The sequence below is a fragment of the [Leptolyngbya] sp. PCC 7376 genome (assembly GCF_000316605.1).
GTDB lineage: Bacteria > Cyanobacteriota > Cyanobacteriia > Cyanobacteriales > MRBY01 > MRBY01.
In genome coordinates, this window is the sequence record NC_019683.1 from 3,497,791 (window position 1) to 3,512,417 (window position 14,627).

A 14,627-nucleotide genomic window follows, 5' to 3' on the forward strand; every position below is an offset into this window, starting at 1 on the left:
TCCAACCAATTATTCTTCATTCACATCTTTGCTTTGACTCGGATCTTGCGCAGAGAGAGACCAATGATATTCGTAGGGAATACGGAGCTGATCACAAGTTCGTTCTAACTGTTTCTGCTGCGAAAAAGCCTTGCGTAACGTGAGAATGAGGCTTTGTACTTGCTCTTGAGTCATTTTGTTTTGATAGGCTTCCCGTTGGGTTTTGCGTTCTAAAAGTTGCAAAATCGTTTCATAGTGAACATGGGAAGGTAAGGGAATTGATTTCATTGGAGCAAGTTAATTTTGTCTGAAGGACTTTCAAACAATGGCTCTGGCGCAATCAAGTTTATGTGCCGATAAAACCACTGGAGTAACAGAGTTTAGCCCAAATCTAAACAGGCCCCAAATCAACAAGAATTTTTCTAGCGATTTATCACTGTTCCGCAATATCTTCCGCTACTTCATGTCCTTCAAGACTTGGCTGCATTTGTGGCGATCGCCACCCTAAAAAAGCAAATGGTAACAGTTCGCTAATGGTACTCACTAAACGCAAAATCGCCACAATAATTAGTAGATTTCCTTCGGCGACTCCTGTCTGCCCAATTGTTTCTAACAGGATAATTGCAACCGTTTCAAAGACGCCAATGCCTCCTGGCGCTCCCGGCACAATAAAGCCAGCCAGCCATGCACCACTATAAATTCCCAACAATGCCGGAATTTGAGCTATCTCTAACGGGGCGATCGCCTGCCATATTAAGAGAAAACCAACCCCTCGCAGCAAGACATAGCCTATTTCACCAAGAAGTGGTTGCCACGGATAAACCTTGAGAAAAACTGGCGCATGATCCTTTGTTTTTCCCTTAGAAACTTTTTGAATTACCGGATTAAAAAACTTGGGATGAATGCCTGTCAACACAGCCATTAAACCGAGAGGAATGAGCCATTTTAAAGCTGGCATTGCCGCAATTTCTGCCAGATTGACTCCTAGCCCCAATATGGCGATCATGACCGCCCCTGCCGCTAGAAGAAGCGGTTCGAGTAGCACTGATAAACTCGCTACTCCCCAAGAACTTCCTGACTCGACAACCTTTGTCATTCGTCCATAGAAATGCCAAACATTGCCCGGTAAATACTTCGCTAAATTTGTCCTCACATAAATACGAGTCGCTGCTAATAGCGGAATATCTACGTGAAACAATTTAAGAATGCCGCCCCACACCACTGCTGACCAAATATGGGCAATCGTCGTAATGGCGATCGCAATGCCGATTAAACCCCAATCATCTAGTCCTAATCGTATTTTTGAGACCTCTTGCCAATGACTCCGCAAGGCGGCCAACAAAAAAAAGAGCGTTAGCCCAATAATTAACCAACGCAAATAAGGTTTGATTTTTTTGAGTAAATCTTTCAACGTTTCTGAAACTTGCCTAACGAACAACACACTAAAAGCTTTACATCGAAGACTCTTTACGATTCAACGCTGCGCCCATTGTAAAGGCTCATGGCTTTCTCAACCCCTTCCTTGAGACTCATCGAGAGCGCATCTTCAGAGAGGGTTAAAACTTTCTTGAGGACAGGCTGTTCGTTCGGTGCAAATTTACCCAGTACATGGGAAATCGTTTGGCGATCGCCCTGCACCCTTGCTTTCCCAATCCCAATTCGTAATCGCGGAAAATCCTTTGTGCCAAGGTGAGAAATAATCGACTTAATACCGTTATGACCGCCTGCAGAACCCGTTAATCTCAAACGTAAACGACCCAAGGGCAAATCCATATCATCATAGACAACCAACACAGACTCCGGCGGAATCTTATACCAATCAATAACTGCCCGTAGCGATTGTCCAGAGCGGTTCATATAGGTTGTCGGCTTCAGTAGACCGAGCTTTTTGCCATTGCGGCGTGCTTCTGCCCAATATCCGCGAAACTTTTTATTTTCTTGCAAAGAAACACCCCAGTCACTTGCGAGACGATCAACAAACTCAAAACCGATATTGTGGCGAGTGCGATCATACTTTGGCTCAGGATTCCCTAAACCCACAATCAACTGAGGAATGATTAAAGATGTGGTTTGACCCATGAAAAATTCGACAAAAACTTAGTAAGACTTTGATTGCTCAAATAGCGTCTCTAAGTATACTCTGGCGCAAGAACGATAGCCTTCCGCCTCTTGGGGTGTATTCCCCTCGCCGAGCTGCAATAGAAATTGAGACAATGCTGCTGCAAAAACACGATCTTGATCCCAGCTGGTGTGGGTTTCGAGATAGACCTGCAGTGACTCGTGAAGTACCTCAGGAATCTCTGCCAAAATGCTCACGGTGGTTGTATTCATGATTACCTTATGCCTTGCCAACTCTATTCAATGAAGGGGTAAAAATATGCCGTGCCAGAAAAAATTCGCTTTGATATTTTCGGTTATTACGGGGTTATAAGTTACTTAATTTTTTTTCCTTGCCGCCCTATTGTGAGCCAAGTAGGGGTGGGTTTGTCAATATTGCGAAATGTAACGAGCCTTTTGTGATCAGACTGTTATCAACGAGATATTAGGTGTTTCAGCGTCATTTTGTTTACATTACACAAATAATTCGTTTGTAATCCTGGTGTGTGGATAGAAAAAGATCGAATTCCCCAAGGATCATCTCAAGTTAAAGAAACACGTTTAAAGTTGTGGAAAACTTTGGGAAAACTGTGGAAAATCTCAAAGCGGTTTGGGGAAACTGTGGGGAATGGTTGGGGGATTTTTTTGAGAAAAATAAGAATTGCAAATTTCTTGAAAAACCATGAATTTCTAGGGTGGATCTGTTTAAATTAAAGTCCCAGTTTCCTGACCTTTCCATTCTTATGCAACAGCTCACATCTCAGCAATCAGTGATCGCCGTTTCAGGTTCTTCGGATGTGCGGGTCTGTGGCATCAATAAAAATCATTGGTATGTAGCCGCACTCAGCCGTGAGGTGATAGATCAGCCTTTCGGGTTGACACTTTGGAAGGAAAAATTTGTCTTATTTCGCGATCGCCAAGGCTCTGTTCATGCCCTCGAAGATCGGTGTCCCCACCGACAGGTGAAGCTCAGTTCTGGTCAAGTGGTGGGCGATCGCCTCGAATGTGCATACCATGGCTGGCAATTTGATGCAGAAGGAACTTGCGCCCATGTGCCCTACCTCGCTGAAAATCAACGTCGTCCAAACTGCAAAATTCGTTCATTACCCGTACGGGAACAGGATGGCTTTATTTGGGTATTCCCTGGTGATCTAGAAACTCTAGAAGAGCAAAAGATTGAGCCTTTTTCCTTACCAGAATGGGCTCATCTAAATTATATTGTGACCGTTTCAGTGATTGACTGCGAAGGGCATTTTTCCTACCTCATCGAAAATTTGATGGATATGTACCACGGTCATCTCCACAATGATTATCAAGCCTGGGCCTCTGCAAAATTAGAGGGTTTGGAGTCGTCTGAGATGCGAGTTGATGCTCATTATGAAGCGCAGAGTTATTACAAAATCGATAAAATTTGGTCAATTTCCCAGCTTTTTTTCCCAGCGTTGCGTAAGCTCCACCCTGAGCCACTAGATGTGAGCTATGTCTACCCAAATTGGGACGCAACTTTAGGAAAAGATTTTAAAATTACTTGCTTGTTTTGCCCGACCAATGAAACTCACACAAAGGCTTATTTAATCCACTTCACCTCACTCAATGCGTTCTGGCGATTACATAAATTACCAATTAAGTTCCGTCGCTTCGTCAAAGATTCTTTGTTTGGTGCCGCTCAAAAATTACTAGATGGTTTAGTGGTACAGGATGTGGAAATGATTGAACAAGAGCAACAGGCTTATCTCGCCAACCCTAAACGCCGGAATGTTGAACTCAACCGCACCATCGTCGCAGTCCAAAAACTGATTAAACAACAGGCGATCGCCGATCAAAATCAACATTAATCTCTACAATCTGCAAAGTAGTTTTGATGCTGTGACTTTTGTCAATTACCCTGTAACAATTCTTGCGGAATTATTCTGACCAATCACCATAATGAGTATTAATTACTATTTAAGTTGACTGCTTTGTGCAAGGAGTTACTGTGAAACAGGTTGGACAGATGACATGGAGCCCGACTGGTGGGTCGTCAGTCGGAGTACTGTATTTGCGGATGAGCGCCGTTGATCCATGGAAGCCCTACACCGAATTTCCCAATCACAATAAACCGGACCTACCTTCAAGCTCTGATGGCTATGCGACCTTCTTATCTCTAATCCAGAAGAAGTGGGAATACATTCGTTAATGCTATGGCTAGATAGTTTTTAGGTCAGGCTCGAAATAATATGCTGACCTCCTCTTCTTTGATTGAGGTTGGCTTGGCTCTATTCAACAGGCGATCGCCGCAGTCTATTCAAGAAAATCAATATCTAAGATTTGTATTTGAACAAATCTAGTATTTGAGTTGTGATCAAACATTAATAAATGTAACAATAGAGCTAGAGTATCTTGACAAACTCTGGAATCAATAAAACTGCAAGAGTATTTACAGAATAATGACGCTTTGCTCCGTTTCTCCCTCAGTTGTCGCAGAATTTTTTCATCGTTCAGCCGGCCAATGGCATTCTCAGCGCCGCTACTACACCCTCAATTCCAGTAATGACCCTGTACTCGAAGCCGATTCTCAACTCGAAATTTTCTTCCTGGAAGGCGATCGCCCAGAACTCAAATCATTAGCGAAAATACACTGCCTCGCTCCGTCTTTTTCTTTCACCTGCGGCGCCAAAGTAGTTTGGCAAAGTACCTACACAAACGTTGAACGCAAACCTCTCATCGGCACAACCTTGTTCGGTATCCGTGATAATAAAATGTATCGAGACCGCGGTTTCTCCACCGCCAAACCGATTATCGCTACATTTGATATTCCTAGCTCAGAAATCCTGCACCTCTCTACAGCCTATGACGGCTCGAAATTTGAAGAGGAAATCAAATTTGTCGGACAGCACCATCGCACTCGCCAAACGATTATTTCAAAAGCTGGTCAAGAAGTAATGGTGGGTCAGTATTTAGAAAAGCGTTTGTCATAATCATTCTTAAATCAACGTTAATGTAACGAAATCTTAAGATTCGATATGCGATAATTAAGGGGTTTATCTGTGGAAAACGGCGTTAAAGTAGCTGTAATGATGATCATAAAAATCATACTGTTCTGCTGCAGACCTTGCACGTTATACCTAACCGATGGTCAACGAAAACCAGTCACCCTTAATTTTGGGAGTTGAAGATGAAGCGACCCAAGCGATAGTCCTCAAGCAATGTCTCAAAGGTCACAATTTCAACTTTCATGTCGTTAATAATGGTCAAGCAGCATTAGATTTTATTTATAGTGAAAAACCAGATTTAGTCCTATGTGATTGGATGATGCCTGGTATTTCTGGCATTGATGTTTGCAAAGAAATAAAGTCAAATCCGAAGTTAACCAGCACTATTTTTATACTTCTCACTGGCAAAAGTTCTGTTGAAGATCAAGTTTTTGCCCTAGAGGCCGGTGCTGACGATTTTTTAAACAAGCCAGTCAATAAAAGTCAGTTGCTCGCACGTATCCATGCTGGACTAAGGCAAAAAAAGCTTTTTAATCAGCTACAAATTGCGAATAAAGCACTTAAAGAAACACAATCACAACTTGTCCAGACCCAAAAAATGTCGAGTCTGAGTCGGATTGTGGCGGGAGTTGCCCATGAAATTAATAATCCAGCCAATTTTATTTACGGCAATATCCAGTATCTCAAGGAATATTTCCAAGATTTATTTGATTTGATCGATTTATTTCTGGAAAAACAGGAGACATTGCCACCAGAGATTGAAGAATTCATGAAAAATATCGATTTCGAATATCTCAACGAAGATATCCCTAAGGTCTTAAGTTCAATGACCACAGGAACCAAACGCATTAATAAAATTGTGCAATCTCTGAAAAGTTTTTCTGGGCTAGATGAGGCCGATATCAAATTAGTGAGTCTTAACGATTGCATCGATAACACCTTAACTTTGATGCAACAACAACTGGAAGAAAAGCATATTGATATTGTCCGTGAATATAAACAGCTGCCTCGGATTTACTGCCATTTTCGCAATATTAATCAGGCTCTGATGCATGTGATTGCAAATGCGATTGATGCGATTGAAACAAAGCAAGAATCTTCCCCAGAATTGCGCGGCATCATTACAATTCAGACGCTATTGGTTTCAGAGAAGACTTTGCAAATATCGATTATTGATAATGGCACAGGCATTGATCCTGATGCATTTGAAAATATTTTTGATCCTTTCTTCACCACTAAGCCAATTGGGAGTGGTACAGGTCTTGGATTATCTGTGACCTACAGGATTATGCAGCGCCATGGTGGCACAATTTCTTGCAACTCTTTTCCGGGTTCAGGGTCAGAGTTTGTGATTAGTTTACCGACACAGCCAGTTTTAGGGGTGGTTGCGAAAAGTAGCATTGCAAGTTGAGTCAGGGTTCCCAAAGTTATCCACTTAAGTGATTTAAAGATTGAATGAAGTTCTAGTTTTCCAAAATATTCAGGCTGATATCTATGGCAAATTGTGGTTGTGGGTATCGAGTATTGCTGATGTTAATTTCATACTGGCTTGCAGTGGTGAATAGATTATGAATAGTATCCAAAAAGTTTTATTGGCTGGTGTTGGGGCGATCGCCGCGAATGGCTTGACGGCAGGTTGTGTGGGAGCCATGGAACTTGGTACTGGCTGGAGTTTAACTGTTCCGTTTGATAATCTTGCTCCCTCCGCTGGTGCGGATGGCAAATTGAGATTATTGTCTGGGGAAAATGAGTTTAGTCCAGGAGCCTTTGATGGTGGTTTTGATATTGATGAGCTAGGTGAATATTTTGATCTCTCAGTTGACGACAATATTGTTGGTCGCTATGGATGTTATGTGGCGCCAGATATTATCAATTTGTTTGGTGATATAGAGGAGGATGGTTGTTCATTTGATCAAGAGTTTTCGTTTGTTGAGGATTTCGCGTTAGATATCAGAGATTTAATTAATGACGATGGTTCGTTAATTGTGAAGGCAATCTTTCCTGGAACAGTTGAGATTCCATCTGCTGGAAATAATTTGACCGTAGTCTTAACAACATATGGAGCCGTCGTTCCTGCGGTGCCGACGCCAACGGCAGTTTTACCTTTGATTGGTGGACTATTTTCTTCTGCTTATCGGCGATCGCGCAATCAAAAGTAGGAGTCAACATTATTCATGAGTAAATAACTTAAGAGGAAGGGATGGAGACTTTTTTGGTGAAAGGTTTTTTTGGCGCAGTAAAGCGGCATAATATAACCACGAAATTTAGGGAATATAGTGTCTAGGTGTGAGTGTGTCTGAAGAGCTCGACGATCTTTCTGTTTTAGACGAAATGGATATTCCTGAGGTAATGCGGGATGAGTCCATTACCATAACGACTACGAAGCAAGATAGTCGCAGTGGTGTTATGCCTCTGTTAATTGGTGGTGGTATTGGATTCGGGATACTTGCAGTTGGGGCGATCGCCCTCTGGCAGTTTGTCTTAGTGCGCTCTATTCCTTCCGAAACCAGTGAGACAACAGGAGCCAGCACAGAATCGGCTATTACTGAAACAACAGAGCCAGAAACCACATCAAATACAGGAGTCCAACCCGATCAACTCCTAGGGCATTTTGCCTACGATGAAGCGCCAAGTTGGGAATTAGAGTTTGTTTACCCCAGTGGCACATTAAAATTACGTCCGGCAGCAGCAGAAAAATATCGGCAAATGTCAGCTGCAGCCCGCCAAAATGGCATTAATCTTAAGCTTATTTCTGGCTTTCGTTCCATTGAGGAACAAGAATATCTGTTTTTTGAAGTAAAGGAACAGCGAGCCCAAGATGCGACAAAACGGGCAGAAGTCAGTGCACCTCCCCGTCACAGCGAGCATCACACAGGCTATGCTGTCGATATTGGTGATGGCAATGTCCCCGGCACAAATCTCAGCCCAAGTTTTGAAAATACTGCCGCATTCAATTGGTTACAAAGTAATGCTGCGCGGTTTAGTTTTGAGCTATCTTTCCCTCGCGATAATCCCCAAGGCATTGCCTATGAGCCTTGGCATTGGAGATTTGTCGGCGACCAAGATAGCCTCGAACTATTTTATAAATCCCGCAATTTTAGCGAGACAGCCGCCGAGTCAGACACTGAAACAGAGAACTAAATAAATAAAAAATATATTGCGAAAATCCTATGGTTGACTCTCTCCCTCAAACCCAATGGTGGGTACAGCGCTGGTTAGAATTGCTTGATTCCTATCGTTTCAAAAAAAGATTGGAACGGGCACGTATCTATGCGAAAGAGGGAAATGTACTGAGCATTGATTTTGTCGGTTCTAAGGCGATCGCCGCCGTTCAAGGCAGTGAACCGGAACCCTACAAAGTTTCGTTGACGCTGTCTACTTTTAGTGGCGAAGATTGGGGATTTGTGATCGAATCTTTAGGACAAAAAGCGATTTTTTCAGCGCAATTATTGGCTGGAGAGATGCCTGCTGCCATCGAAGAAGTTTTTACACAAAATGGTTTAAATCTCTTTCCGTTTACCCTCGGAGATGTGAAATCTAAGTGTAGTTGTCCTGACAAAGCCAATCCCTGCAAACACATTGGTGCAGTGTATTATCAGCTCGGCGATCGCTTTAGTGAAGACCCTTTTGTCATTTTTCAGTTACGTGGTCGCACTCGACCTCAAATCCTCGATGCTCTCAAAGATTTTCGTCTAGGTCAGAATGCTGATGTTGAGCCAGAAAAGGAACAAAAGAAATCTACAAAATCTGCTTCAACAACAGTTAAAAAAGCAAAGACAAAGCAAACACTCGATTTCGAAAAGTTTTGGCAGTACGATCAGCCTCTGGATCCTAGCCTTGTCGTTTTAACACCGCCAACAGATGGTAAAACCACGCTAGAAGTGCTCGGTCAACTAAATCTCCCTCAGGAGGAAGCTCTGGTTTTTCAAAGTTATCTCCAGCAAGTTTATACTGCTGCTAGTCAACAGGCTCTAATGCAAGCACTCCAGGGAGGCTCCTAAGTATTCTTGATTAAGAGAAAATATGCGTTCTCGTTTTAGAAAAGTTGAGTAGCAAGTATCAAAGTAAAGTGTGTAGTTAGGCGATCACCTATAGGATCGAAAACACTAAGGTGCAGTGATATCCAACCTGAATTCTTTAGGCACTTGTGCTGTAATGACATAAGTAATAGTCTTGTCGCGTCGGAATGAATCAAAGGCCTATCAGCGATAAAATCGGGAAAATATTTCGGAAAGTCCCCTTAAATGTCGTCCTTGTTGTGCCTTTTGTGACTCAGATTGTGACCGTTGTTGGCCTCACAGGATGGTTATCTTTCCGTAACGGACAACAAGCAGTCGTTGATCTTTCTAGTCAACTTCAAGACGAGGTCGCTGCAAGAATTGAACAGCATTTAGATTCATACCTCGAAACATCCCACCTCGTTAATCAGATCAATAAAAAAAATATTCAATCCGGTTTATTACAAACGGAAGATTTATCAGATCTTGGTAAATACTTTTGGGAACAACTCCAACTTTTTGAATCAAAAGGCGTTATCTATTATGGTGACGAGCAAGGGCGATTTGTAGCAGCACAAAGGATTACCAATAGCGGAGATTTTATTTTTGTAAAACGAGAATCTCTTGATACCCCTGCCGAAATATATGAAGCTGGCGACCAAGGTCAATTAGAAACTCTCAAGGGAGATATCCCAAACTTTATCGATATTCGAGAACGCCCTTGGTACAAGGCCGCCACTCAAGCACAGACAGATACATGGGGGAATATTTTTGCCCTTCAGGTTATCCCTCAAATTGATTTGCCAGCTAGCGTACCGTTACAAGATGCTGATGGCAATTTGCAAGGCGTATTAGGTAATAATCTCTCTCTGAATGCAGTCAGTGAGTTTCTCAGCGAACTAGAGGTGGGCAAGTCAGGTCAAACATTTATTGTGGAAAAAAATGGCGATCTCGTTGCCAGTTCAACGTTATCTCAACCTTTTTTAACTGACGCGGACAATCGAACTCAGCGTATCCAAGCGGCGAATAGTAATGATGATGTTATTCGAGAAACAACGGAGTACCTTCGGATCAACTTTGGTAGCCTGGACGCCATTAAAAAGATGCAGCAATTTGATTATCGGATTGCTGGAGAAAATTATTTCGTTGATGTTTTGCCATATCAAGACGATTGGGGCATTGAATGGTTGATTATTGTCGCGATTCCAGAGTCAGATTTTATGGCTCAAATCAATGAGAATACTCGGATAACAATCTTGTTGTGTTTTGGGGCTCTTGTTGTCGCAATTTACTCTGGGATTGTGACAGCGCGTTTAGTGGCAAATCCCCTTTCTGACCTTAATGCGGCAGCTAAAGGAGTCGCCCGAGGCAATTTACGTGAGACTGTTCCTTTGAGCCATGTGCAGGAAGTGCGCGAGTTGGCAAAGTCATTTAATCAGATGACGGATCAAATTGAAGCTTCTTTTACTCAGTTACGATCGCTCAATCAAGTTTTATCTGATAATGAAAGCCGCTTAAATCAGTTACTAAATGCTTTACCTGTAGGGGTCGCTGTCCATGATCCTGATGGTGAGTTGACTTACCTTAATCAAGTTGGACATCAATTACTGAATGATGAGCTTGTTCAAGCAGTGGCTCTAGATGATCAGCTTGAAAGTTACGGTATTTACTCTGCTCAAACCTCAACGCGTTACTCTTCAGCAGAGATTCCGATTAGTCGTGCTTTACGAGGTGAATTTGTTCGTACTGAAGATATTGAGCTGCACCGCAATAATCGGGTAATTTCCCTTGAAGTGCAGGCGTCTCCAATTTATAACGAACAGCAAGAGATTCGGGAGGCTGTCGCTGTTTTTCAGGATATCAGTGAGCGAAAGGCCATGGAGGCTCAGCTTATCCATAATGCTCTGTATGATGCTTTAACGAATCTACCGAACCGTAATTTGTTGATGGAGCGATTGGATGAAACGGTTGTGCATTTAAACCGGTCAATTAATTATCAATGTGCGCTGTTATTTCTAGATTTGGATCAGTTCAAAGTTGTTAATGATAGTTTGGGTCATCTAGCGGGCGATCGCCTATTAATTGAAGTTGCACGTCGCTTAGAAAATTCCATTCAGCCACCAGATCTTGCCGCACGCATTGGTGGCGATGAATTTATTTTATTACTCGACGATGTCCGAGATATTGAGGAAGCAGTAGAGATCGCAGAACAGATTCAGACACAGTTTCAGAAGCCTTTTCTACTCGATGAACGGCATATTTTTATGTCACCGAGTATTGGTATTGTCCTTGCGGATCACAGTTATGATCAAGCTGCCGATATTTTGCGGGATGCTGATTTAGCAATGTATCAAGCGAAAGCAAGTGGGAGAGCTTGCTACGAAATATTTAATGATGCATTGTATGAGCAGGCCGTACGCCGTCTCAATCTCAGCAATGATTTACGGCAGGCGATCGCCCGTAGAGAATTCATTGTGCATTATCAGCCCATTGTCGTCATGAACACTGGCAAGCTAATTGGGTTTGAGGCATTAGTCCGATGGAATCACCCACAGAAAGGAATGGTTCCTCCTGATGAATTCATTCAAATCGCAGAAGAATCAGGTCTTATTGCCGATTTAGATTTATATGTTTTAGAAACAGCCTGTATTCAATTACAAAAATGGCATTTAACTTACCCTCATTTAGCAACACTCAAAGTGAGCGTTAACCTATCTGTTGAAACCCTGAATGTTGATATCGTCGGCAGAGTAGACAAGATTTTGAAGAAAATTGGTCTAGATGGTCAATTTTTAACCCTTGAGGTGACAGAGGGGATTTTGGTGAAAGACTTAAGCGAAACAGTGGAATTATTGGGAGAATTGCAAGCTCGCAGTATTCAGATTAGTCTTGATGATTTTGGGACTGGCTACTCTTCTCTGAGTTACTTGCACCGATTACCTGCTGACAATCTCAAGATTGATAAGTCTTTTATCCGACAGATGCAAGCTGACAGTACAAACTATGAAATTGTCAAAACAGTTGCAGCTTTAAGTAAGAATTTAGGGTTTAAGGTGATCGCTGAAGGTGTTGAAATTCGGGAACAGCAGGATTTATTATCTGATTTGAATTGTGATTTTGGTCAGGGTTATTTATTTAGTCGACCTTTACCTGCTGACGATATTAATGTGATTTTGCAGCAGTCAGTGTGATGCCAAAATCTGATTTTTGGCAACTTAATAATCCACGAGTTTGGATTTAAATTGCAGTGTGATTTGTGTCGATGTTAGGGGTTTTCTTGACTTAGTTTTTTGCCAATTTTGGGTTCTGTTCCCGCAAAAATACGTTCGATATTAGAACGGTGGCGGATAATCACATAGGCGCTTGCAAATACACCAAACAGAATATAAGGCAATGGCTTCTGGAAGATAATCATCAACACCATTACGGCGATCGCCCCGCTAATCGAGCTCAGGGAAACAATCTGACTAACCGCGATCACAAAACCAAATGTTGCAACGGTTCCGAGGGCAATTAGCGGTGTCATGACGAGTAACACACCAATGCTAATTGCGACGGATTTACCACCTCGGAAACCAAGAAAAATAGATTTACTGTGACCAATCACAGCGCAAAATGCGGCACCAACGATCATCCAATCTCGATATGCAGGAGGCATTGCAATCCATTCGGGATGGACAAATAGTAGTTGCACAAGGCAAATCCCAACCATTCCTTTCAATGCATCACAGAGCAGAACGGCAATCGCCGCTTTTTTACCGAGAGTACGTAGAACGTTTGTTGCGCCTGTCGAACCAGAGCCATGTTCACGGATATCAATATCCTGCAACCATTTCCCCGCTAGATAACCTGTCGGAATAGAGCCCAAAATATACGCAACAAAACAAAAAGTTGCGGCGATCGCTAAAAAAATATGCATAACGAAGATCCGAAGTAATGTCCGAAAAAGACGCTAGAACTAGAAGAAATACGAAGAATCAGACTGGGGTTCTGGCGCAAATGCAAGCCATAACTGGTATTGCAGCAGCGACAGACTGATATTGTCCTCAGCCTCATCAATAATAATTAGCGGTAGTCTATCATCTTCTACGAGACGATCTGCTTTTTGAACTAAAGCATTTGGATTTTCGAATAAAATCACACCGCTATTAGGACCAAAATCATTCCGTGAAATGCCCAGGCAATCCTGCAATCCCCGTCGCCATTCCCCTAATCTTTCTGGGGTGTTGGCCAAAATTAAGGCTCTCAGGCGATCGCCATACATATTGTAGAGAACAGAAACACTGGCGGACGCAACCAAAATATTTTGCAAACGGCTGCCAATACTCCGCACAGCGCCACGACCTCCCTGTTCAAAGAACCACTTTTTCACACGCTCAGCATGAATTGGCTCAAAGGTTCGGCGTAGTTGCCATGGTGGGCCGTAATAATCGGGAGACATTTGATACTGCTTGAGAGTATCTTCGATATTTTTTACCCGCGCCGCAAAACTCTGCTTTGTAAACTGAGGTACTTCTAATTTTGTTTTTTGAGGTTCAGGCTCTGGAGCTGATGTGGGTGCTGATGTCCAATTATCGTCGTAGGTTGGAAAATCAAGCTGCTCCGCCGCCATCACAAGATCTTGGAGGCTACCCATAAGATAGTCTCGAAATCCCTGCACACGTACCGCAATTTCTTGGGACGTTCCCGCAAAAGTCGTACGCATTTCTTCTCGGATGCGGTTACGACGACGTTCTAGCTGATCAACAGATTTTTGGAGAGATGCTTGTTTCGCCTCGAGGGTCTGCAAACTTTGTGTCATAAACTGCTGCATTTGCTCTTGTAGACCACCCGTTTCTTCATTAAAGAGCGCGTCTTTCTCTTGTTTTAGAGAAGCAATTTCTTCAATCAAAGCAGCTTTTTGCTCTTCAAGGGCGACAAGCTCTTCTTTAAGCGTCTTAGATTCAGGAGATTCAGTCTCGACTATTTCCGCTGCAACTTCGGGGAGGTTAGGTGCGGCGATCGCCTCTACAGATTTCTCCTCACCAATCTCACCAGATTGATCACCAGAAGGTAGATCAATGGGTTGTGGAGGCGCTGGTTTCAGGTCTAACTTCGGTCTATCTTGGGGGTCTGAACTCATAATAAAAATCCTAAGCGCACGGTGAATGCAGGGTTAATCGCAGAACAGCCTAATTGCGACGGCAGTGTTTTTCTAGTTCGCTTTGTAGGGTGCGCGGGTCAAAAATAATGGGCAAAAAGTGAATACTTTTGACTTCTTTAAAGTAAAACAGGATTGGAACTCTTGTCCAAAAAATCCGCCAGTTTTGCCACTCGGCATAAGGAAACTGACGAATCCGCTCACCCAACCGATAAATATCAAGGTCTGTCGCTGTAAATTGCAAACGCAATGTCAGGGTTTGAATCAGCAAAAAGGCACCAAATAACCCGATGATGCCACCGACCCAAATTTGCAAAAAGGCAATGCTAATCCCGGCTGTGATCAAGATAATCGGAATGTTGTAGCTGGGTTTAAGCTCAACAACTTGGGGATTATTCGCTGGGATATTATCTGTAGGTTGGGCAGAAGTCATGGCCAAAT

The 14,627-nt window shown here is 42.8% G+C and carries 16 protein-coding genes; 9 read left to right on the plus strand and 7 right to left on the minus strand.

Translation table 11 applies throughout. From position 1 onward, the window contains the following. Nucleotides 1-9: 9 nt before the first annotated feature. Entirely contained in the window at nucleotides 10-267 is a 258-nt protein-coding gene (locus tag LEPTO7376_RS15770) for a DUF5340 domain-containing protein (protein ID WP_015135144.1), read from the minus strand. Nucleotides 268-412: 145 nt separating this feature from the next. Further along, entirely contained in the window at nucleotides 413-1,420 is a 1,008-nt protein-coding gene (locus LEPTO7376_RS15775; protein WP_015135145.1) for a hypothetical protein, read from the minus strand. On the opposite strand from LEPTO7376_RS15775, the gene LEPTO7376_RS29150 reads away from it, so the two are divergent. Further along, complete coding sequence (locus LEPTO7376_RS29150; RefSeq protein WP_225901107.1) at nucleotides 1,374-1,505, plus strand: zf-TFIIB domain-containing protein; 132 nt, start codon at nucleotides 1,374-1,376, stop codon at nucleotides 1,503-1,505. The two genes, LEPTO7376_RS15775 and LEPTO7376_RS29150, sit on opposite strands and share 47 nt — an antisense overlap. On the opposite strand, the gene pth is transcribed toward LEPTO7376_RS29150, so the two are convergent. Both pth and LEPTO7376_RS15785 read right to left on the minus strand, forming a co-directional pair. Beyond that, on the minus strand, nucleotides 1,447-2,058 hold the full coding sequence (pth, locus tag LEPTO7376_RS15780) for an aminoacyl-tRNA hydrolase (RefSeq protein WP_015135146.1): 612 nt from the start codon (nucleotides 2,056-2,058) through the stop codon (nucleotides 1,447-1,449). The two genes, LEPTO7376_RS29150 and pth, sit on opposite strands and share 59 nt — an antisense overlap. Nucleotides 2,059-2,076: 18 nt before the next feature. Continuing rightward, nucleotides 2,077-2,310 carry a DUF2811 domain-containing protein gene (locus LEPTO7376_RS15785; protein ID WP_015135147.1) on the minus strand — a complete coding sequence of 78 codons (234 nt, stop codon included), beginning with the start codon at nucleotides 2,308-2,310 and terminating at the stop codon, nucleotides 2,077-2,079. 509 nt (nucleotides 2,311-2,819) lie between these two features. Here LEPTO7376_RS15785 and LEPTO7376_RS15790 point away from each other — a divergent pair. From LEPTO7376_RS15790 to LEPTO7376_RS23740, 8 genes are all read left to right on the plus strand, one after another. Beyond that, nucleotides 2,820-3,911, plus strand: a complete 1,092-nt coding sequence (locus LEPTO7376_RS15790) for an aromatic ring-hydroxylating dioxygenase subunit alpha (protein WP_015135148.1) — start codon at nucleotides 2,820-2,822, stop codon at nucleotides 3,909-3,911. A gap of 140 nt (nucleotides 3,912-4,051) precedes the next feature. After that, nucleotides 4,052-4,252, plus strand: a complete 201-nt coding sequence (locus tag LEPTO7376_RS24930; RefSeq protein WP_015135149.1) for a hypothetical protein — start codon at nucleotides 4,052-4,054, stop codon at nucleotides 4,250-4,252. Between the two features lie 250 nt (nucleotides 4,253-4,502). Then, a complete protein-coding gene (locus LEPTO7376_RS15795; protein WP_015135150.1) occupies nucleotides 4,503-5,033 on the plus strand; it encodes a phycobiliprotein lyase in 531 nt (176 codons plus the stop codon). A gap of 154 nt (nucleotides 5,034-5,187) precedes the next feature. Next, nucleotides 5,188-6,459, plus strand: coding sequence for a response regulator (locus LEPTO7376_RS15800; RefSeq protein ID WP_015135151.1), 1,272 nt, complete (start codon nucleotides 5,188-5,190; stop codon nucleotides 6,457-6,459). A gap of 157 nt (nucleotides 6,460-6,616) precedes the next feature. After that, nucleotides 6,617-7,207, plus strand: a complete 591-nt coding sequence (locus LEPTO7376_RS15805; protein ID WP_015135152.1) for a PTPA-CTERM sorting domain-containing protein — start codon at nucleotides 6,617-6,619, stop codon at nucleotides 7,205-7,207. Between the two features lie 133 nt (nucleotides 7,208-7,340). Further along, nucleotides 7,341-8,189: a D-alanyl-D-alanine carboxypeptidase family protein gene (locus LEPTO7376_RS15810; RefSeq protein ID WP_015135153.1), complete on the plus strand. Its 849-nt coding sequence runs from the start codon at nucleotides 7,341-7,343 to the stop codon at nucleotides 8,187-8,189. A 29-nt stretch (nucleotides 8,190-8,218) separates the two neighbouring features. Beyond that, nucleotides 8,219-9,049, plus strand: coding sequence for an SWIM zinc finger family protein (locus tag LEPTO7376_RS15815; RefSeq protein ID WP_015135154.1), 831 nt, complete (start codon nucleotides 8,219-8,221; stop codon nucleotides 9,047-9,049). A gap of 185 nt (nucleotides 9,050-9,234) precedes the next feature. Next, complete coding sequence (locus tag LEPTO7376_RS23740; RefSeq protein WP_015135155.1) at nucleotides 9,235-12,237, plus strand: EAL domain-containing protein; 3,003 nt, start codon at nucleotides 9,235-9,237, stop codon at nucleotides 12,235-12,237. A gap of 74 nt (nucleotides 12,238-12,311) precedes the next feature. Here LEPTO7376_RS23740 and plsY read toward each other — a convergent pair whose 3' ends face one another. The 3 genes from plsY to LEPTO7376_RS15835 are packed head-to-tail and all read right to left on the minus strand — an operon-like array spanning nucleotide 12,312 to nucleotide 14,619. Then, nucleotides 12,312-12,959 carry a glycerol-3-phosphate 1-O-acyltransferase PlsY gene (gene plsY / locus LEPTO7376_RS15825; RefSeq protein ID WP_398339576.1) on the minus strand — a complete coding sequence of 216 codons (648 nt, stop codon included), beginning with the start codon at nucleotides 12,957-12,959 and terminating at the stop codon, nucleotides 12,312-12,314. A gap of 45 nt (nucleotides 12,960-13,004) precedes the next feature. Further along, nucleotides 13,005-14,168 (minus strand): DUF3086 domain-containing protein, encoded by a 1,164-nt coding sequence (locus LEPTO7376_RS15830; protein ID WP_015135157.1) that lies wholly within the window; start codon nucleotides 14,166-14,168, stop codon nucleotides 13,005-13,007. A gap of 49 nt (nucleotides 14,169-14,217) precedes the next feature. Continuing rightward, nucleotides 14,218-14,619, minus strand: coding sequence for a DUF3119 family protein (locus tag LEPTO7376_RS15835; RefSeq protein WP_015135158.1), 402 nt, complete (start codon nucleotides 14,617-14,619; stop codon nucleotides 14,218-14,220). Between the last annotated feature and the right edge of the window lie 8 nt (nucleotides 14,620-14,627).

Bases quoted from the DNA above. Each gene is read 5' to 3' on its own strand.
- LEPTO7376_RS15800 (WP_015135151.1), top strand. From the start codon at position 5,188: ATGGTCAACGAAAACCAGTCACCCTTAATTTTGGGAGTTGAAGATGAA.
- LEPTO7376_RS15830 (WP_015135157.1), bottom strand. From the start codon at position 14,168: ATGAGTTCAGACCCCCAAGATAGACCGAAGTTAGACCTGAAACCAGCG.
- LEPTO7376_RS15795 (WP_015135150.1), top strand. From the start codon at position 4,503: ATGACGCTTTGCTCCGTTTCTCCCTCAGTTGTCGCAGAATTTTTTCAT.
- pth (WP_015135146.1), bottom strand. From the start codon at position 2,058: ATGGGTCAAACCACATCTTTAATCATTCCTCAGTTGATTGTGGGTTTA.
- LEPTO7376_RS15815 (WP_015135154.1), top strand. From the start codon at position 8,219: ATGGTTGACTCTCTCCCTCAAACCCAATGGTGGGTACAGCGCTGGTTA.
- LEPTO7376_RS15805 (WP_015135152.1), top strand. From the start codon at position 6,617: ATGAATAGTATCCAAAAAGTTTTATTGGCTGGTGTTGGGGCGATCGCC.
- LEPTO7376_RS15785 (WP_015135147.1), bottom strand. From the start codon at position 2,310: ATGAATACAACCACCGTGAGCATTTTGGCAGAGATTCCTGAGGTACTT.
- LEPTO7376_RS23740 (WP_015135155.1), top strand. From the start codon at position 9,235: ATGAATCAAAGGCCTATCAGCGATAAAATCGGGAAAATATTTCGGAAA.
- LEPTO7376_RS15770 (WP_015135144.1), bottom strand. From the start codon at position 267: ATGAAATCAATTCCCTTACCTTCCCATGTTCACTATGAAACGATTTTG.
- LEPTO7376_RS15790 (WP_015135148.1), top strand. From the start codon at position 2,820: ATGCAACAGCTCACATCTCAGCAATCAGTGATCGCCGTTTCAGGTTCT.
- LEPTO7376_RS15835 (WP_015135158.1), bottom strand. From the start codon at position 14,619: ATGACTTCTGCCCAACCTACAGATAATATCCCAGCGAATAATCCCCAA.